At 60.5% G+C, this 18,292-nt stretch carries 13 protein-coding genes and 1 pseudogene; 4 read left to right on the forward strand and 10 right to left on the reverse strand.

The genetic code is table 11. The features are described 5' to 3' along the window. Window positions 1-14: 14 nt before the first annotated feature. Both tssB and ACR9ZN_RS04075 read right to left on the reverse strand, forming a co-directional pair. The gene (gene tssB, locus ACR9ZN_RS04070; RefSeq protein ID WP_434960590.1) at window positions 15-533 is read right to left on the reverse strand and encodes a type VI secretion system contractile sheath small subunit; all 519 of its coding nucleotides are present in this window, start codon (window positions 531-533) and stop codon (window positions 15-17) included. A 715-nt stretch (window positions 534-1,248) separates the two neighbouring features. Next, the gene (locus tag ACR9ZN_RS04075; protein ID WP_481271433.1) at window positions 1,249-1,935 is read right to left on the reverse strand and encodes a response regulator transcription factor; all 687 of its coding nucleotides are present in this window, start codon (window positions 1,933-1,935) and stop codon (window positions 1,249-1,251) included. Between the two features lie 282 nt (window positions 1,936-2,217). Here ACR9ZN_RS04075 and ACR9ZN_RS04080 point away from each other — a divergent pair, with 282 nt between their 5' ends. Together ACR9ZN_RS04080 and ACR9ZN_RS04085 are read left to right on the forward strand one after the other, a co-directional pair. Next, on the forward strand, window positions 2,218-3,132 hold the full coding sequence (locus tag ACR9ZN_RS04080; protein ID WP_481271434.1) for a hypothetical protein: 915 nt from the start codon (window positions 2,218-2,220) through the stop codon (window positions 3,130-3,132). Between the two features lie 174 nt (window positions 3,133-3,306). Further along, window positions 3,307-3,597 carry a PAAR domain-containing protein gene (locus ACR9ZN_RS04085; RefSeq protein WP_434960587.1) on the forward strand — a complete coding sequence of 97 codons (291 nt, stop codon included), beginning with the start codon at window positions 3,307-3,309 and terminating at the stop codon, window positions 3,595-3,597. A 93-nt stretch (window positions 3,598-3,690) separates the two neighbouring features. Here ACR9ZN_RS04085 and ACR9ZN_RS04090 read toward each other — a convergent pair whose 3' ends face one another. Then, window positions 3,691-5,166, reverse strand: a complete 1,476-nt coding sequence (locus tag ACR9ZN_RS04090; protein ID WP_481271435.1) for a PIN domain-containing protein — start codon at window positions 5,164-5,166, stop codon at window positions 3,691-3,693. Window positions 5,167-5,660: 494 nt separating this feature from the next. Then, window positions 5,661-6,086 (reverse strand): hypothetical protein, encoded by a 426-nt coding sequence (locus ACR9ZN_RS04095; protein ID WP_481271436.1) that lies wholly within the window; start codon window positions 6,084-6,086, stop codon window positions 5,661-5,663. 92 nt (window positions 6,087-6,178) lie between these two features. Between ACR9ZN_RS04095 and ACR9ZN_RS04100 the strand changes: the two are divergent. Then, window positions 6,179-6,775, forward strand: a pseudogene (locus ACR9ZN_RS04100) (transposase); the annotation flags it as partial. A gap of 98 nt (window positions 6,776-6,873) precedes the next feature. Here the strand turns inward: ACR9ZN_RS04100 and ACR9ZN_RS04105 are convergent. The 6 genes from ACR9ZN_RS04105 to tssK are packed head-to-tail and all read right to left on the reverse strand — an operon-like array spanning window position 6,874 to window position 17,423. Further along, a complete protein-coding gene (locus tag ACR9ZN_RS04105) occupies window positions 6,874-9,567 on the reverse strand; it encodes a serine/threonine-protein kinase (protein WP_481271437.1) in 2,694 nt (897 codons plus the stop codon). A gap of 21 nt (window positions 9,568-9,588) precedes the next feature. Continuing rightward, on the reverse strand, window positions 9,589-10,356 hold the full coding sequence (locus tag ACR9ZN_RS04110) for a PP2C family protein-serine/threonine phosphatase (RefSeq protein WP_454817646.1): 768 nt from the start codon (window positions 10,354-10,356) through the stop codon (window positions 9,589-9,591). After that, window positions 10,356-11,039: a type VI secretion system-associated protein TagF gene (tagF, locus tag ACR9ZN_RS04115; RefSeq protein ID WP_481271438.1), complete on the reverse strand. Its 684-nt coding sequence runs from the start codon at window positions 11,037-11,039 to the stop codon at window positions 10,356-10,358. The genes ACR9ZN_RS04110 and tagF overlap by 1 nt, the downstream gene beginning before the upstream one ends. An 11-nt stretch (window positions 11,040-11,050) precedes the next feature. Further along, on the reverse strand, window positions 11,051-14,617 hold the full coding sequence (gene tssM, locus ACR9ZN_RS04120; RefSeq protein WP_481271439.1) for a type VI secretion system membrane subunit TssM: 3,567 nt from the start codon (window positions 14,615-14,617) through the stop codon (window positions 11,051-11,053). Next, window positions 14,617-16,077, reverse strand: coding sequence for a type IVB secretion system protein IcmH/DotU (gene icmH / locus ACR9ZN_RS04125; RefSeq protein WP_481271440.1), 1,461 nt, complete (start codon window positions 16,075-16,077; stop codon window positions 14,617-14,619). Before icmH ends, tssM begins: the two co-directional genes overlap by 1 nt. A gap of 11 nt (window positions 16,078-16,088) precedes the next feature. Then, on the reverse strand, window positions 16,089-17,423 hold the full coding sequence (gene tssK / locus ACR9ZN_RS04130) for a type VI secretion system baseplate subunit TssK (RefSeq protein WP_434960580.1): 1,335 nt from the start codon (window positions 17,421-17,423) through the stop codon (window positions 16,089-16,091). 303 nt (window positions 17,424-17,726) lie between these two features. Between tssK and ACR9ZN_RS04135 the strand changes: the two genes are divergently transcribed. After that, the gene (locus ACR9ZN_RS04135) at window positions 17,727-18,275 is read left to right on the forward strand and encodes a DUF1036 domain-containing protein (RefSeq protein ID WP_481271441.1); all 549 of its coding nucleotides are present in this window, start codon (window positions 17,727-17,729) and stop codon (window positions 18,273-18,275) included. Window positions 18,276-18,292: the final 17 nt, after the last annotated feature.

Raw genomic sequence — 18,292 nt, forward strand, 5'->3', positions numbered from 1 at the left:
GGCGGGAGCCGTGGTCAGTTCTCTTCAGGCTTGGCCTGCTCGCTATTGTCCTTGAGCAACCGCATGAGTTCGGGATCCTTCAACAGGGCCTTGATCTGATCCTCGGCCGCAACCTTGCCGTCCATGTAGCGCTGCAGATTGGCGAGTTGCTCGCGCGCCTTCAGCAGTTTCGCCAGCGCCGGCACCTTGCGGACGACCTCGGCCGGATTGAAGTCGGTCATTTTCTCGAAATCGAGCTTGATCGACATCTTCTCGTCGCCCTTGGCGTTGCCGAGCCGATTGGTCACCTTGAAGGCAACGCCGGGCTTGATGGCCTTCATGCGGTCATCGAAATTGTCCATGTCGATGTCGAGATATTTGCGCTCGGCGATCGGCGCCTTCTCGACCTCGGATGCATTGCCGGACAGATCCGACATAACCGCCGTTACAAAAGGAATCTCGACGAGTTTTTCCGCATTATAGGGATCTTCATACTGGATCTGAACCCGCGGCGGGCGGTTGCGCTTGATGAACTTCTGTCCGCTGTCAACCATGACTTTGCCTCTTTCCTCGACACTGCGGTGGGAGTTCCCGCCCACCGAAGGAAACCGGCGGAAAAGTTCCAACCATCGCGCTTGAATTCATTGAGGTTGATGAGCGCCGGCCCAGCGGGCGGTGTCATCCCCCTTGCGAAACCAATCTTGCGCCAAACCCCCTCCCCCGTAATCCCCTATTTGGGGGGCCGGCGCCGAGCCCCCTTTGTCGAATACTGTGATCGATGGCACATACTAGTTATCTCAAAGCAAAACCGGCCGAGCTGCGGGAATTTCGGGAAACGAGACTGGCCCAATAGCCAGTTTAGACAAGCCAAGTGATTCCGGCGTGACATCATGCAGGAGCTGCACCTGCAGGAGGCCTCGATCCGTCCGGCACCGGCGCGATGAAATCACGAGCCGGCAATCTCTTGTGGCGAAGACTCCCCCCTGCTCGCCTCCTTGTGAATGTTACGACGATCAGAGAGGCGTGCGGCGATGACTGAGCCTGTTAGGGGAATATATTCTCCTAACTCAGTATAGAACGCAAGATTGATTCCAAGCTTAAGATGAGGCTTGCAGAGGCGGGCGCAATCGGGCCGATCTACGGAAGGAAAGTCCAACGAGCGCCGGCGGGCCCAGGCAAAAGGCCGATCTGTCCAGGCGCCCGCCCCGCGCGAAAAGAAGGCTCCGATAGTCTTGAGGTTCGGACCGTGCAGTCAGATTTCGGTGCGCCTCAGCGTGGCATGTTGATGACGCCCATGCTCGAGGCCTCGAAGACGGCCTCGGCACGCGAATTCACTTCGAGTTTCTGATAGATGTTCTTGACATAGGTCGCCACGGTGCTTCGGCCGATCTTGAGAATGTCGCCGATCTCCACGAAGGTAAAACCGCGTGCCAGGAGCTTGAGCACCTCGAGCTCACGCTTCGACAGCAATTCGAGGCCTTTCTTGTCCGCCTCCTGCTCGTGCGGCTGGAATTCCTTGAGCAATTGACGGGCGATCACCGGACTAATCGGCGAACCGCCCCGCCGCACCTCGCGGATACTCTCAGCAAAACTATCGAAACGTTCGTCCTTCAGAAGATAGCCGCGGGCACCGGCCTTGATGCTTTCCAATACCTTGTCCTGGTCAGCGAAAATCGTGATGACCATAATGTCGACATCGGCATATTTCTGGGCCGCATAGCGGATGAGGCCGATGCCAGAGCCATCAGGCAGCCCGAGATCGCACAACAATACGTCGAACCCACCCTTGTCGATCATGGTTTTTCCATTGGCGGTGTTCGGCGCGCTGGCGATGACCGAAATGTCCGGCACAGACTCCAGTGCCGCGGTGATGCGTTCCAGGGCCGCAGGATCGTCTTCGACAACGGCAACGCGAATGAGAGGCTGGGGCGCTTGCGTGGCAGGAGCTTCTATCATCGGAAGATATCGTCCGGTTCGGCGTTGTTTTCACGGCAAAACGGCGATCGACCGTGCAAGGATCGGCCCTGCATATTTGCCCGATATCGCCAGTACCCATTCATGTGCGCTCTTTCCTCCAACTTGCCAAGACCTCTGTTTGGCCTCAATCTTGCGGCAATCGCCGCTTGCTCGGCAAATCTTGGGACACGAGCCGGTCTTGCCGGTCCATGCGGGACAGGATCCCGCGATCATTGCCTCCCTGCCCTTCGCAATCATCGCCAGGACACTAGGAGACCGAGCATGGACGCGTTTCAGCAAAGAACCTTTGATACGATCGTAGCCCGCTGCAAGGACCTGATCCCCCCGATTGATATCGTCAGACACATCAAGGCAGGCACCTGGCAGGTGGCGAACAACACGCTTGACGGCATCACGTTCGAGGCGGTGGATCCGGACGATCTCATCGCCGAACTGGGTGGTCGTATGAAGTTGCCTGGCGCCGGCAACGCGCCCGCACCAAGACCTTTCTCCATCGACACCACGCGCAGTCCACGTCCGGCCAATGCCTCGATGATCAGCATGAAGGAAGACCCCCAGCATTGGGCCCTCAAGGCCTCGTTCGGCGCTACCGTCGGCGAGGGCTTTCGTGAGCAATGGCGCCCACCCCCGCCCTCCCTGAGATTGGTGCCGCCACTACCTCATCGTGGCAGCGATCGTATCTCCCTCGCTTTCGGCGAGACGGGCAAGCGCTTGACCTTCACGGCCCTTCATGCCGCCGTCTCCAAGAACAAGTGCAACATCCATGTCGACGAGCGCGGCTTCGTTGTAGCCACACCGGATGGCGCCGTGGTTACGCCCACCTTCTGGGGGCACATCGCCAATGAGTTGCTGCTCAAGACCATGTTCCGGGACTGGCTCGACGGACTGGTCGGCGACAATGTCGTCGGAGCACTCGTGGTCGAAGCGGTCAATCGCCTGTCCTTGCACTTTTCCGATGCCGAGAACGGCTTTGCCGGCCTGACCGAGCGGGTGAACCGCATTTCAGGCATCGGCGATGTCAAGGACATCGACAAGACGCTGCTGCCCATCGGCGTGTCGGCGGATCTGGTTCGTCTCAAGAACTCGGCGATCCAGGCCAATTACTACTGGCATGACGGCCAGCAGACGTTGACGCTGACCTGGGGCGGCACCTTCGACAGGTTCGGTTCCAAATAAGCGGCACGGCAGAGTTCTGCCCGAATTCCCCCGTTTGAAGGATGTGCCTCGGGCGGCCTCGGCCTATGATTGGTTTGTACGATCGGGGCGGCGTGACAAAAACGCTGCAGTCGGACAGAGTATGGTGCAACGTCGCGCGTTCGGTCCTGAAGGACGCGGAACAGGAAGTGGCTGATGGGACAACCTGCTTCACGTCTGGGCGACATGCATGTCTGCCCGCTGGTGAATGTGCTGGTGCCGCATGTCGGCGGTCCGATCGTGATGGGATCGGTGAATGTCTTCACCGGCGGTCAGTTGCAGGCCCGGGTCGGGGATATCTGCATCTGCGTCGGGCCGCCTGACATGATCGCACTGGGATCGACCACCGTGTATGTCAACGGCCAGATGGCGGCACGTATCGGCGATCTCACCGCCCATGGTGGCACCATCGTGGGCATGTGGCCGACAGTGCTGATCGGGGGGTAGTTGTTCGAAAGCGGGCCGTTGTGCGAACGCACAACGGCATCGACCTCGGATCGAGGCTCCTCTCAGGCTGACAATCAAACTCTTCCTGGACGGCTACAAAAAGCGCAGCAGATGGATATTTTTGGCGCGTACCCAACGGATCATGTTGAAATTCACGTAGGTCCCGAGGCTGAAATAGTTTCCCGTAGGCGAAACTAGTCCGAATATCTTCTCCGTCCATTCATCCACAGGAAAGACCATCGCTGCTTTCGCGTGGAACGGGCTCCATGGATCGAGATCGACTACCTTGATGGTGTTCTCGTTCGCCGTCTTATCGTCCAGGGTTGGAACGTTGAGGGATTGCCGCCCATTCATATTGTACCAGTAGACCTGACTTGGCGGTTCAAGGACGGCAAAATCGACATTGGAGTCGGCTGGCAGTTCAACGCCTGTTTCAACCACATCGTCAAAGCCACCAAGAATGTTGAACTCCACCTGCTGGAATTTCGCCTTATTGGAGTCGCCAAGAAAGAACCGTCCTATCGCAATGGGTTTGAATGGACATTTGGCGGTGGTGACAGCAGATCTCTGAAGCGGTGCTATCCAGACTTCCTGCGAAAAGGCGCGTTCGTTTGGCCCGGTGCCCCGCGATAGTGTCGGCACGCTCAATGCCTCGCGAAGCGCTTCGTCGCGGGTGGTCCCTTTTCCCCAGGTCAAATGATCGAACACGGCGCCGGGCTTAATGAGACTCTCATCGGGAGCCTGATACTGGGTGTAGTAAAATAACAGCAGAATGCCCATTCGCGGATTCGACGCGCGTTCACTGGCTATGCTCGGCCTGACCTGGTCTAGAGCTTGCGTGACCTTTCCCTTCTGGATGTAGTCATTGACGAGGTTGAGGATGAAATTAACCCCTTCGAAGGCCAGCTGAATCCCCGCTATCGTTGCCGTGCCCTTCGGGGATGGCCCTGCGAATTCCGGGACGGTATTGTCCGCTATCCCGATCGAATAACTGCCGCCGGAGCCTCCCCCCGATCCTCCCGATGGCCGCACCGGCTTGCCGTCGGCGCCAAGGGTGCGTGGATTCAGTCCGAGTAATTTCCGGCCTACAGCCACGTCCTCAACGCCGCCGCGGTCGCCAATGCTGCACTCCGGCGCCAGTCTGACACCGAGAGCGGGTGCAGCATTCTGCGCCTTCCTATCGAAGGTCCACAAACGCGCGTTGATGGCCTTGGCCTGTGCCACGACGAACACGTCGCCCGGCTTCGTGGTATCGTCCTTGCGTGAGAAATCCTTCAGCTGCGGCCGATTGGGAGCAGGAGCATATTGGATGTTGTCGGCATAGACGTCGCCCCGGTCCTTGATGCTGCCTGACGGAGCGATGGTGATCCGTGCATCCTCGAGCAGCCAATCATACTCACCGCCTTGTTTTTGAGTTTGTGCCCGTGTCACCAACTCGTCATAGGCAGCGCGCGAAATATAGACTGGCGTGCCGGCATTTAAGTATTTCTTCAAACCCTCAGCAGCCGGCTGATTATTTCTTGCGATCGATGTAAGTACGTTCTTATCCAGCATGATGGGATCGGCCATAAGGGCTCCAATTTGCTTTCAACGTTACTTAATTTTACAATATTTTTAACACTTCGATGTCGCCGCGTGCCGGATCCAAATATTTTCGGAAAAGAAAATATTATGATTAAGCATAATCAGTAATTCGATCGATTCTTTTTATCGATTCAAGGAGCGTAGGTAAGTGCTTAAAAGCACTTACCAGAACATTTCGCTGAAACGCGCGTACCATGTTTCGAAAAAAGACACGACAACAATGATTTTTGGCGCCAAGTTCGATATTGTGGGCGAACACGATGCGGCAGAAAGATCGGTATTCTCTTTATAAAAGTGAAACATGCCGGGCTTTTACATGCAAAAGCATCACGTCTCTTCTCAGGAGATGCTGTAGAGCTTCTTAGCTCCCGCTGTCTCCGGAGAAGAAGGGGCGCGCGCCCACCCTTACGACGTGAACTCATAAATGCTGAATGATTGAGATTCTTGGAAAGCGGTCGTTGCGCAACAGGCCGCCGACGTTACGCTCTTGAGGCGTAAATTGCTCGAAGAAGGCTCTTTCCGCACCGCAAAAACCATAGGCCGCCCCAGTCTGCGATAAGCCGTTCCTCTGGTGTGACTGCGCGTCGATACTCAACCAACCTCAAGACGCCGCCATCATCGTTGCTGCCATCTGCATGGGTCGTTTTCGGAGTTCCGTCAGAGAAGTACAGATACATATAGGCAAAAACAATCAGGTGTCGCTTTCCCAGTGCCCCAACGCGTTCGTCTATTCCCTTGACTGCGGATCGCACTGCATCGAAATCGGCAATTCTGACGGCGCGCTCAAGCTGTACGAAGGCTAAAAAGAGCGACTTATTCTCGATCGTTACTAATCCGTCTGGCGTCCGATCAACGCCATGGGAAATCAGCTTCTTCTTGACAAATTCATAGATCGACCCGGGCATCAGAGATGCTTATCCTGTGAAGCTTCGCGTTGCTATAGTCGTTTGCCGACTGGCGGGTTTCAAATTGCGGCTGAATCTCATTCAGCCTCTGCATGGGCAGATATGACCTGACCGACTTTGAATGGCGAGTGATCGAGCCGCTGTTGCCCAACAAACCACGAGGTGTGCCGCGTGTCGATGATCGCCGAGTGCTGAACGGCATTCTTCTGGGTGCTTCGATCGGGTGCTCCGTGGCGTGACCTGCCGAAGCGCTATGGCCTTCGCACAACCTGCTACAGCCGCTTCGTCCGATGGCGAAAAGCAAGGGTGTGAGACCGTCTCATGGATGCCGTCACCAAAGCCCATGAAACAGTGCAGATGATCGACGCTCTCGTGGACGCCAAAGGCATGCCGATCAAGCTGATGCTCACGGCAGGTCAGATGAGTGACATCACCTCCGCAGCAGACTTGATCACGGAATTGCCCGAGGGTGCCATGCTGCTCGCCGACAAGGCTACGATTCAAACGTCTTGCGAAGTGCGATCACCGAGCGCAAAGCATGGGCCAAAATCCCGTCCAAGGTTAATCGCAAGGAACCGATCTGCTTCAGCCCGTTCCTCTGTAAGGCGCGTAACCTCGTCGAGCGCTTCTTCATCAATGCCAAGCGCTTCCAGCGGATCTCGCCCCGCTACGACAAGCTGGCCGAGAACTAGCTCGCCGCCCTCAAACTCGTCTCGATTCGAATCTGGTTACGCCTCTATGAGGCTACGTCCCAGGATACGCCCGTCAATCTGCTTTTTGTGCGCCGTCACTGGTCGCGCAGCTTGAGATAGCCCACCGCCGTGGTGACGTCGCGGGCATTGGCGATCTCCTTGAGGAAAGGCGCGATGAAATCATCTGCCGCAAAGTCGGACTGGGCATTGATGCTGATCAGCGGCCGCGACGAGGCCACCGCGAACACCAGCATGGGGAAGAAGGCCGGCCGAGCCTCATCCTCGACCTTGGCCGGCGCAAACAGGCTGAGCTCGGCTTTGATTTCCCCAGCCGTCATGGTGATTAATTCGGGATACTGGCGACTGATGTTCTGGATCCCGCCTTTATGGTCCATCACGAACAGATAGATGTTACGTTCGCCCGCCCCAGTAACGGTAACGGTGAGTAGATCGCCTAAGGCTTCCGTTCTCGGGTCGCCGCCCCGAATTTCCGCTTTGCTCAACACCATCTTCAAAGGTGGCGCTCCGGCAACCGACATGCGGCGCAACGCGCCGACGAAGCCGCATTGCTGGTCGGAAACCGCATCGAGCTTCACCGTCGGCGTAAAGCCAGCCTTCTGCCTGAAGGCATCGGCGAAGCTCTGGTCCACCGCTGCCGTGCCGAGAGCCGTGACGGTTGCGGAATTGGCCGTTACATCATCTGCCGTTGCGGCAAAGCAGCTATCCGCGCCAAAGCCTGCCACGAAATCCCGGAGCACGGCCGGCGTGGGTGATGTAACAGCCGCCAATTTGGTGCCTTCTATCGCGGCCTTTGCCTTTGCAGCCAGATCATCGGGGCAATCCGCACCACATTGATCGAGGAATCTCCTGAGTGCAGTGGCATTCTTGCCAGCAGCCTTGAGCTGCACCGCGAGGCTGTCATGCCGCGCAGCCAATTTCTTGGCGGCATCGATGCGGTTCCGGGCTTGCTGGGTGAGATCCCCGGGGCAGTCCGCGCCGCACTGGTCGAGGAAGCTCTGCAGGGCAGAGCTGTCCTGCCCGGCGCTCGCCAGTTGCTTCTCCAGCCGCTCACGGCGCGCGGCCTGCTCCTTCAGGGCACTGATACTGCCTCTGGCCTGCCGCGCGAGATCATCAGGGCAGTCCGCGCCGCATTGGTCGAGGAAGCTCTGCAGGGCGGAGCTGTCCTGCCCGGCACTCGCAAGCTGCTTTGCCAGGCGCTCACGGTGGGAGGCCTGCTCCTTGAGGGCACTGATACCGCCCCTGGCTTGCCGGGCCAGATCATCGGGGCAATCCGCACCGCATTGAGCCAGAAAATTCTGCAGCGCGGCCTCGTCCTGGCCAGCGCTCGCAAGCTGCTTCGCCAGCTGCCCACGGCGTGCAGCTTGCTCCTTCAGGGCAGCGATACTGTTCTTGGCTTGCCGGGCCAGGTCATCGGGGCAATCCGTGCCGCAGTGGTCGAGAAAACTCTGCAGGGCGGAGCTGTCCTGCCCAGCGCTCGATAGCTGAGCCGCCAGGCGCTCACGGCGCGCAGCCTGCTCCTTCAGGGCAGCGATACTGCTCCTGGCTTGCTGGACCAGATCATCGGGGCAGTCCGCGCCGCACTGGTCGAGGAAACTTTGCAGGGCGGCCTCGCCCTGGCCAGCACTGGCAAGCTGCTTTGCCAGACGATCGTGTCGCTCGGCCTTCTGCTTGGCGAGGGTCTCCTGGCTGTTGCCATCCGGCTGCTTGTTATCGGGCTGCCCGGTTATGGGTGGGGTATTGCCCGAAAACAGGTTCCCATCGGTATAGATCCAGCCCCCCAGCGCACCGAGACCGATGACCGCGAGAGCGGTAGTGGCAAAAATCGTGTTACGAAGGACGTGCGAAGGCTTTGTCTGGGTGACCTCGGCCGATTTGGCGCTGGTGGCTTTCTTCTCGGCTTTCGGCTTGGGGCTTGCCGGACTATCCGGCCAATCGCGGATAGCGGCCATATCCTCCGGACGATTCGCGGGATCGGAGGCCAGCATCGCGGATAGTACGGCGTGAAATTGTTTGGGTACACCATCGAGATCGGGCAGGCTGCGGCGCTTCTCGATGATGTCGAGTTGCGAGCCTGTCATGTCGAGCGGCCGGCCTCGCATGGCGGCTACCATCACCAAGGCCAGGCTGTAGATGTCTGATTTGGGCGTGACCTCGCCGCCATAAAGACCGAGCTGTTCTGGCGAGACGAAATTATATTTTCCGGCGAAACTGCCGCCCAGCAGGGTTTCGCCGCCGACATTGGCGGAACGCGCAATGCCGAAATCGATGATCTTGGCATTCTGCACGAGGCCACCCGGCAGGATGACGTTATCGGGCGACATGTCACGGTGAATGACGCCAGCCAGATGCGCGCGGTGCAGACCATCGGCCAGCCGGCGCAGCAAGTGCATGAATTCGGAGGGGGCAAGCGGCGCGTTCTTCACATGGGCGGCGAGCGAAGGACCATCCACATATTCCATCGCTAGGTAAGGCCGCGACAGCACCGGATCGAACGAGAACACGTGATAACGGACGATGGCCTCGTGATAGAGGTGGTTGAGGATGCGGGCTTCCTTGCGGAACAGACCGACAATGGTCTCGTCCCCGGCAAATTCCGGCAGCACGATCTTGATCGCCACCGGATCGCCGGTCTGGATGTTGTGGCCTTTATACACCTCTCCCATGCCGCCGACGCCGAGAAGGGCGTCGATGCGGTAGGTCTGGTTGAGTTCGGCGCCGATGCTCACGGCCGAGCCGCGGATCGCGATCCGGGTTCGGTCATCGTTCACGGACGGTTCCATCGGCGGCCATTATCGCATCACAACCGTTGTCGCGCCTGTGTCGACGACATTGACGACGACAACGGAAATGTTGTCCTTGCCACCGCGCGCCAAGGCGAGTTCGAGAAGTTCGTGGCTCGCCTGGTTCGCGCTCAGCCCGTTGCTCATGGCCAGGATTTCCTCATCCTTGACATGTCCGGTCAGGCCGTCGCTGCACAGCACGAAACAATCGCCCGACTTTACCACACCGGTGGCATGTTCAAGCTGGAAATCATCGATGGCACCGACGGCGCGGGTAATCACGTTCCGGCGTGGCCAACTGGTCGCCTCGGCCTGGCTGATGATGCCGCGATCCACCAGTTCCTGCACTTCGGTATGGTCATGCGAGAGCTGCTCGATGCGCCCGCCGCGCACCAGATAGCAGCGGGAATCGCCAGCCCACAGACAGCAGTAATTGCCATCATGGGTCAGCAGCGCCGCAACCGTCGAGCCGACGATATGCTCCGGCCGACCTTGGGAACGGGCCAGAAGTTCGGCATTGACGATGCCGATCTCTCTCCGGAACGCCTCCGCGAATTCCATCAAGGAAGCGCTCTTGCCGACACCTCGCGCGGCATCGGCGATCATCGCGCTGGCGAGATTGCCGTCGCGGTGGCCACCCATCCCGTCGGCCACCACCCAGATGCCGCGCTCGCCATCGGTAAAGATGCTGTCTTCGTTGAAGCGGCGCACAAGGCCAGGGTGGGTCAGTGCTGCGGTTTCGAATTTCAGATGGTCGCCGGATGCCCAAGGGTCCATCAGATCGTCTCCCCCGTCATCAGGAACGACAAGAACTGGGCGTCGGGCTTGCCCTCGGCCACCACGAGCCTGGCCTGATGGCCGCCCAGAGGGGCGCCTTGGCCGCCATGCGTCCACCAATAGCTACGGCCGCCGTTGCGGGCATCGCCGTCCGCCATCTCCAGCGAGCGGAAAGCGTCGGTGACCGGCATTTCGCTGCCGGGCCACAGCAGCAAGCCACCGTCGCGCTGTGGCGGCGGCAGGCGCGATACGAGGGGTGGAAACGGAATTTGCGCCAGCAGATGGGAGGGCTCGCGCTCGAAATTATCGTCGAGCATATGGAGCAGGAATTGCTCGCAGCCCTCGTGCCACTGATCGAGCCCGCGTGAGGGCGGCGGTTCCAGATAGGCGTCCGGCGGCTCGCAGGCGCATACCGTCAGCGGAAAATAGCGCCCGACGCCGTCGACCGAGGCCATCAGCGCGCCGGTCACCGCCGAGCCGAAGACCCGCCTGCCGCACCAGAAGCGCCAGATCGGAAAGCCGAGATAGATCTCCTGCCAGCGCTCGGCGAGCGCGTGCCGGCTGGCGGCGACGGCACCCTGGAGCCACTCCTCCCATTGGTCGAGAAAGGGCCGCGGCATGTTGTAGGACACGAAGTCGCGCTTGGAAGGCAGCTTTCCGAACATGCCGCACATTGTCATCATGACGACGGGTCCTACAGGTCCGACGGACAGGCGAATTTGAGTTGTGACAGGATGGTGAAGGGATTGTCGAGCGTGTCGAAGGTCAATTGATAGGTGACCTCCCTGCCGCCGACGACGAAACGGGCCGTCGCCTTGTTTCCGGCTTGGCGCATGTCGCCCTTCTGCAGCAAACGATAGAGGGACCAGGCGCCGGTGAAACGCAGCGAGGGTGAGGTGCCATCGCTTTCAGGCATGGTGATCGAGGCGGTGCCGTCGGGAGAACGGCCCGGCCATTCGAAATCGCCGCGCGAGACCACGCCGAACGGGCTGTCGAGCTTGGTGCCGTTGACCTCGAAGCTCACCGAGGCCGTCTTCTGGCTCATCGACTGCGCCACCAGCGCGAATTTCACATTGGGCGAGGTGCCGCGTCCGCTGAAAAACGCTTCCTTGATGCGCGCGGCATTCTGGAACTGATGCAGTGTCTCGGGCGAAAGCGCCTGGCTGAACTTCGAGTTCTGCTTCCAGCCCCAGGCCGCGCCGGAGGTATCGACCAGTCCCGCGAGCTTTTCGCGGAAGAAGGTGTCGAACACCCCGTTCGGCCCGAACAGGCGGCCGAATTCGCCGATCGGTACCTCCTGCTTGCTGCCCGGCGAGAAGGGATATTTGTTGCCGACGATGTTGAGGCATTCGCGAGTTACCGAGCCCTTCAGCTCGCCCTTGAGGTCGGCCACCTTGTCGCCGATGATTTTCTGCTCGAATTCCGCCATCGCATCGCGGAACATGGTGTCGAACGGGGTTTCGAGCCGCGACGAGCTGGTGGCGATGGAGCCGAGGAAAGTCTGCATGTTCTGCCGCGCCTGCGCCGCGCGCTCGAAGTCCTGCTCGTCGATCAGGCTCTGGTAGAGGCCCTTCAGCTGCTCGACCAGGAGGTCGATCTGGCTCTTGTCGCCGTTCTTGCGGGCAAGGTCGTGATAGCGGCGGAAATGTTCCTGGATGATGGCGCCCGGCACGAAGGGTGCCTCGACATTGCCGCCACGGCCGGAGGCTTTCTTGGCGGCGTCGAGGCCGATCGCTGCCATATCATCGAGCCTGCTGCCGGCAGCTCTGGTGACGGCCTTGGTAGCGGCTTTCACCGCAGCATCCTTGAGCTTGCCGCCGACGTCACTATCGGCTCCCTGCCGTGCCTCGGTCAGCCTGGTTTGCGCCGAGATGGACTCGAACAGAAGCTTGATCGGCGAAGCGGCACCGGTGGCGGCCCGCAGCGTGGCATAGCCCGGCTTGTCGGCGGCGAAGCTGTTGAGCTTCAACTTGCCGAGCGCCGCAGTCCACGCCTTGATGAATTCCTGGTCGTAAATGCGGTAGAGATCGGGGCCCAGATTGGCGTATTGCTCGTCGATGGCCTGCGTGCTGCCTGCGTCGCCCAGGACCCAGCGCTCGTTCTGCAGAAGCGTGATCACCGACTTCATCTTGTCGAGGAACAAGGCGTAGAAGCCATCATAGGTAAACAGCGACTGGACGCCGACACTCTCGGTGGGCGAACCGTCATTGGTGCCGAAGACGACGGCAGCATCCGGCCCGGCATTGCCTGCCACGGTCCAATCCCTGACGCTCTGGTCATGCGCGGTCGACTTGATGATGGCGAAGGCGCGTTCGGCCAGCGACAGCCGCGTCAATGCAACCTGGCTCGCCTTGACGAGATCACCATTGAGGGCGATCGGACGCGGCGTGCCGTCGATATTGAGCATGGCGTCGAGATGCTGGCTCAGGCTGTCGCGCGTCGCCTTGTTGGGCTCGCCCGGATAAAGGCTTTCCCAATCACCCCGCATCCAGCCCTCGATCAGAGCCGTATCCACCGGAATGGCGGGATCGCCGCCCAGCATCATATAGACCTTGAGGGGTTCATAGAGCTGATCGGGCTGATCCTGCAGATCGGCGAGCCGTTTTTCGAGATGGAAAAGAATGCGCGGACGTAACAGCCGATCCAGCCCATCGCGATAGGCTGCCACGCTTGCCGCGCCGATGCGCTTGTGCTGGCCGAGCCCCAGTGTTTCGTTGATCTGCGGTTCGCTGTCCAGCCGGTCATAGCCCCAGGGAAAATCGCGCAGCTTGCCAAGCGGCCCGACGACCTTGAGGAAATCGGCATCGTCGACTGGATCCTCCTTGAGCAGTGCCGCCGTATCGTTCGCATAGGCGGCAGTGGCGACATCCGTGCGGTCGATCAGGGCTTTGTTGCCGTAATAGCTGGTCAGCCAGCCGGCGAGCGCGGCCAGGGTCACACCAGCGACGAGCACATAGCCCGAGGTCTGCAGCAGGATCTTGCGGCGCACCGCCGCGGCGTTGGTGGAAACCCAACCCGCCTCGCCGAACACCACCTTGGTGAGGAGATGCTCGAGGAAGAAGCTCTTGGCCCGTCCCGAATAGGCAAGGCTGGCACCGGCCTGCAGGCCGAGGTCGCGCGACAGCGAGCCCAGCAACTTGTCGATCGGCGTGCCTTCCTGCGTACCGGAAGTGAGGTAGAAGCCCCGCAGCGCGGCACTGGTCTGATAGCGCGTCGGCTCGAAGATCTGGTTGAGGAAGCGGGTGATGACCGGCTTCAACGCCGCAAGCTGGGACGGCAGGCCTGTGAGCCTCACGCGCGAAATCGGGTCCGGCTCTTCCTGCAGGCGATCGGGCAATTCGGCGCTCAGCCTTGACACCAAGAGGTCGATCTCCGGCCCGACGTCACCGACCCGGTTCTCCTTCTTGTTCTTGGTCTGGAAGGTGGCACCCCAGACAGCCTTGCGCTCCTCGGGGTCGAGATTGCCGAAATACTCCATGAAGCCCGCGACCAGATCGGCCTTGGTGAAAATGACATAGACTGGAAAATCCACCTGCAGGCGATTGTTGAGCTCGGCCAGGCGCTTGCGGATGGCGACGGCATGGGCGCCGAGCTCGGCCTCCTTCATCGACAGGAGATCGCCGATGCTGATGGCCACCAGCACACCGTTGATGGGCTGGCGCTCGCGGTGGCGCTTGAGGAGATCGAGAAAGGCGAGCCAGCTCTTGCGGTCGGATTCGGTGTCGGAATCCTGCGTGGTGTAGCGGCCGGCGGTGTCGATGAAGACGGCGTCCTCGGTAAACCACCAATCACAATAGCGCGTGCCGCCACTGCCCGCGATCGGTCCGGTATGGGCGGCCAGCGGGAATTTCAGGCCGCAATTCATCAGGGCCGTAGTCTTGCCGGCGCCCGGCGGCCCGACGATGAGATACCAGGGCAGCTCATAGAGGAAGTCGCCCTTGGTGCGGCGCGAGCCCTTGAGCGTGAGCAGGGCGTCACGCATCTTGTCGGCCAGGACGACGGCATCGGAGCCGTCATCCTCCGGCTCCTGCACTGCGATGTTCTCGGCCAGCGCCCGGGCCGATTGCCCGTGTTTGTAGATGCGATAGGCCAGCCAGCAGAAATAAACGGCCAGCAGGAGGCCGATCAGCGCCAGCCGCAGCCAGAGATTGTCGAAGGGCTCGATGCCGGCCACGGCGACAAGCGGCAGCACCAGCCAGATCACCGCGCACAGCGCGACCACGGCCAGGAAGCTGACGATGAAGATGATCCAGCGCTTCATCACAGATCCTCGCGCGGGATGAACACTTCGACGCGCCGGTTCTTGGCCCGGCCCTCGGCCGTGTTGCTGAGATCGATCGGTGCAGTATCGGCCAGCCCCGAAGTGGTCAGACGCTGCGGATCGGCGATGCCGGCGACGAGGATCTTCTCGACCGCCTTGGCTCGCTGCTCGGAAAGCTGCTGGTTGTCCTTGTAGCGCACGGTAGCGCGGACCGGCGTGTTGTCGGTATGCCCGATGATACGGATCTGCCCTGGTTCCTTGTCGAGCGCAGCGGCGATATGGCCGATGGCAGCAACGGCATCGGGGCGCACCGTGGTGCTGCCCTTGTCGAACAGGGAATCATTGAGGAGCCGCACCACGATGTCCTTGCCGGAATAGTCGGCCGATGCCTTCTTGGCGGCGATGTCGTCCTTCAGGCGCTCGCGGATGCGTTCGAGCTGGCCGGTGACCTTGATCGGCGGTGTTGGCGGCGGCGGTGCCGGCACGGTCCGATAGATATGGATGTCGCCGGTCGGATGCAGGGCCAGCAGGCCGGCGCTCGCCGTGTCGGACATGCCGCCGAGCAGCCAGCGGAACGCAAGGAAGCTGAGGAGGAGCAAGCCGACGGCGACGGAGGTGATAGCCCATACCGGCACGGTCCGCCGTACATAGGCGGCGGCGATGTCCTGGCCCCGCCAATGCGGCGAGATATGATCCGTCACCCGTGCCTCGCGAGCGCGGAGGGTTTCATAGAGGTCGCGGCGGATCTGCTGATGCGGGACATCGCCGCCGGCAACCCGATATTTGCCTTCGAAGCCCAGCGACATGCAGGCATGCATCAGGCCGAGCAGATTATGATTGATCTGCGGGTGTTGCCGCAGTTTGGCCAGTTCGTCGAAAAACCCGACGCCGCTGTCGCGCACCTGGAAATAGCGGCTCAGCATGCTGTACTGCGTCCACAGATTGCGGTCCGAACTCGGAAGGTTCTGCACGATGTCGTCGGCGGTGGCACAGACCGCATATTTGGCGGTTCGCACCTGCGGTTCGGGAATGCCCCGCGCATTGAGCTCGGCTTCGAAGGTCTCGATGCCCTGCGCCACCGTGCTCATCATCGGCGCAACCTGGGGAACCTGCCTGGCGATACGGATATTGGCGAGCACGAGCAGCAAGGGCATGGCCGCTTCGAGGATGGGATTGGGCCCGCCGGTCCTGTCGCTGACGCCGAGCGCTTCGAGATCGACCGTGGCGGGCGCGAGCGGCAAGGCCGACTGGGCCCGCGGTGTCTCTGCCAGGGGCTGGTAGGGCTGCGGCGTTGCAGCGCCTGCCGCCACGCGCGGCCCACCCCAGATATCCTGGGCCGGCGCAGGGGTTCCGCCCGGATTGGGCGCACCTTGGCCGTCACGCCGGCCGCCCGGATTGGGCTTGATAACCGTCTTTTCGGAATCCGGATTAGACCCGAACGGGCCCTTGCCGTTCGTCATGTGCCCACATCCTACTTCACGTCTTCCTTGACGACCCACAGATTGAGCTCAAGCCCGGGCCAGTCGCCGGAAAAATGCATGCCGATGCCGCTGGCGGTGCTGAACTCAGGCCAGAGCGGCGACATGCGATCGAGGGCGAAATAGACGTGGCTGGTGATCGCCCGGATCTGCGCCGGCGGCGTCGGCAAATGAATGAGCCCGATGCCGGGAAGATGGGCGTGCACGATCTCGTTCATGCGCGTATTGGGGCCGACCTTGAACAGAGCCGGGAACTGTGTCTGCAACTCGGTGAGCGAGCGCTGGGCCGCCACTTCGAGCACGAATGTCGAAGCCCGGAACAAATTGCGGTCGGTCACCGTCGCCAGGAAGGCATTGGTGGCCTTCTCCACGATTTCGAGCCGGATGGCGCGGCTGATGTCGACGCTGAGGAAGCGCTGAATGTCTGCCAGCACCGGGGCGAAGGTGGCGCCGGGATTGTCATGGTCATAGGCCGGATAGTCGTTGGCGCGCCGTTCGCGCGTGGAATAGGTCGCCAATTCGCCGGCCAGACGCAGCAATTCCACATAGAGCCGCTCAGGATGGGTATATTTCGAGCGGCGCATATGCCGAAGCGCCGGAATTTCACGATTGAGCATCTGCAGCACGAAATAGTCGACGCTCTGCATGCCGCCGCTGGAGCGCGGGTCCGAGGCAAAGCGCGCCAACTCGTCGAGCTTGGTCTCCACCCAGCCGATTACGCGGTCGAGCCAGCCGGTGACGGCGGCATGGGCGGCGACCACCAGCACGGGCGGCGCAAAGCGCTCGTCGAAGACGATGGTCTTGTCGTTGACCTCGATGATCCGGGCGCAGAGCATGGAAACGAAGCCCGGTTTCGGCGTCCGGCGGATTTCGTAGCTGAAACGCGGCACCGCGATGTCGATCTCTTCCTCGATCTGCAAGGCGGAGGAAGCGTCGATCAGCGTCTCCGCTTGCACCACATAGCGGCTGCCACTTTCGCTCTCCGGCTCATCGACCTCGCGGCTGTTGGGCTGGGCCATGGGCATACACAGCCAGACGAACAGCCCTGCGGCATTTTCTGGCACCATGGCGGGTGGCGGCGGCGGACAATCACCGGGAAAACGGAACGGTGTGCCGTCCGACAGGACGCCGGCGGCGCGGCGCAGGCCGAATTTGCTTTGCTGCGCCAGGTCGCGGTCGATCTCGATTTCGCTGAAGCCCCAGGGATAGGGCGTGATCTGGCTGGTGCGGCCCTCGAGCAGGTGTTCGAGATAACGATCGCCCTGCTGCAAGTGATGCGGCCGGAGGAACAGACCTTCCGACCAAGCGACTTTGCTATACCAGGACATTGATCAGCCGCCCGAAGGATTTGGTTGTGTGATTGTCAGGCTTGGCAATGCTGTCGCAAGGCCTCGCCAAAAAAACGTTCGGCCGCTGCGCGAGCGAATTCTCTCGGCTTCTCATGAACTGTGCCATATGACCTGAGGAAGTCAAGCGATCCACCGGCTTACATCCACCATCCCACTGTAGTTTAAAGCAGGCGTTCGACCGTCGCCTCCCCCATTGTGAGGTAGACAGAAAGAGGTGCGGCGGATACGAAATTCTGTCATCGCGTGATACAGTCGATCAGTGCTCTCGAAGCTGTTTCTTCAATGTCTGTGGTTACGAAGGCCAAAGTGCTTTGCGATTTATTTGAATTGCCTAGAATCGCAAAGACCCGTCAAAACAAGGAGTTAGAGCAAAAGCGCGTTTTCTCTAAAACGCACTTTGCTTTAGGCCTCGCCATGACGTCGTTTGGCTTGATTCTGGGCCATGGCGACCCGGCCGAAGCGGCTTTCCGAGTGTGCAATCAGTCGGTCACTTTGTACAATATCGCGATCGGCGCTGAAATCGACAGGAAATTCGCCACCGAAGGCTGGTGGACATTGCCAGGCAATACTTGCGTCACGCCGATCAAGGAAGATTTGGCCGGCCTCAAGCTTAGATATGTTTATATCTATGCGACGACCGCCACAGGTGACAGCGCATTCGAGGGAAGCTGGGACATGTGCGTCGACACCAAGCGCTTCAAAATCGAAAAGGTGCAGGACCAGCCCTGGGATTGCTGGGTGCGCGGTTTCGTGCAGGCCAAGTTCAAGGAGGTCGACACCGGCGATACCGGCTCGTGGACGGTGTTCATCCGCCCCGACGACAAACCCTGACCTCGGCACGCCCCCGC

It is taken from the genome of Labrys sp. HAY1-8F, from assembly GCF_056754975.1.

Bases quoted from the DNA above. Each gene is read 5' to 3' on its own strand.
- tagF (WP_481271438.1), bottom strand. From the start codon at position 11,039: ATGATGACAATGTGCGGCATGTTCGGAAAGCTGCCTTCCAAGCGCGAC.
- ACR9ZN_RS04080 (WP_481271434.1), top strand. From the start codon at position 2,218: ATGGACGCGTTTCAGCAAAGAACCTTTGATACGATCGTAGCCCGCTGC.
- tssK (WP_434960580.1), bottom strand. From the start codon at position 17,423: ATGTCCTGGTATAGCAAAGTCGCTTGGTCGGAAGGTCTGTTCCTCCGG.
- ACR9ZN_RS04075 (WP_481271433.1), bottom strand. From the start codon at position 1,935: ATGATAGAAGCTCCTGCCACGCAAGCGCCCCAGCCTCTCATTCGCGTT.
- ACR9ZN_RS04095 (WP_481271436.1), bottom strand. From the start codon at position 6,086: ATGCCCGGGTCGATCTATGAATTTGTCAAGAAGAAGCTGATTTCCCAT.
- ACR9ZN_RS04110 (WP_454817646.1), bottom strand. From the start codon at position 10,356: ATGGACCCTTGGGCATCCGGCGACCATCTGAAATTCGAAACCGCAGCA.
- icmH (WP_481271440.1), bottom strand. From the start codon at position 16,077: ATGACGAACGGCAAGGGCCCGTTCGGGTCTAATCCGGATTCCGAAAAG.
- ACR9ZN_RS04085 (WP_434960587.1), top strand. From the start codon at position 3,307: ATGGGACAACCTGCTTCACGTCTGGGCGACATGCATGTCTGCCCGCTG.
- tssM (WP_481271439.1), bottom strand. From the start codon at position 14,617: ATGAAGCGCTGGATCATCTTCATCGTCAGCTTCCTGGCCGTGGTCGCG.
- ACR9ZN_RS04090 (WP_481271435.1), bottom strand. From the start codon at position 5,166: ATGGCCGATCCCATCATGCTGGATAAGAACGTACTTACATCGATCGCA.
- tssB (WP_434960590.1), bottom strand. From the start codon at position 533: ATGGTTGACAGCGGACAGAAGTTCATCAAGCGCAACCGCCCGCCGCGG.
- ACR9ZN_RS04135 (WP_481271441.1), top strand. From the start codon at position 17,727: ATGTCTGTGGTTACGAAGGCCAAAGTGCTTTGCGATTTATTTGAATTG.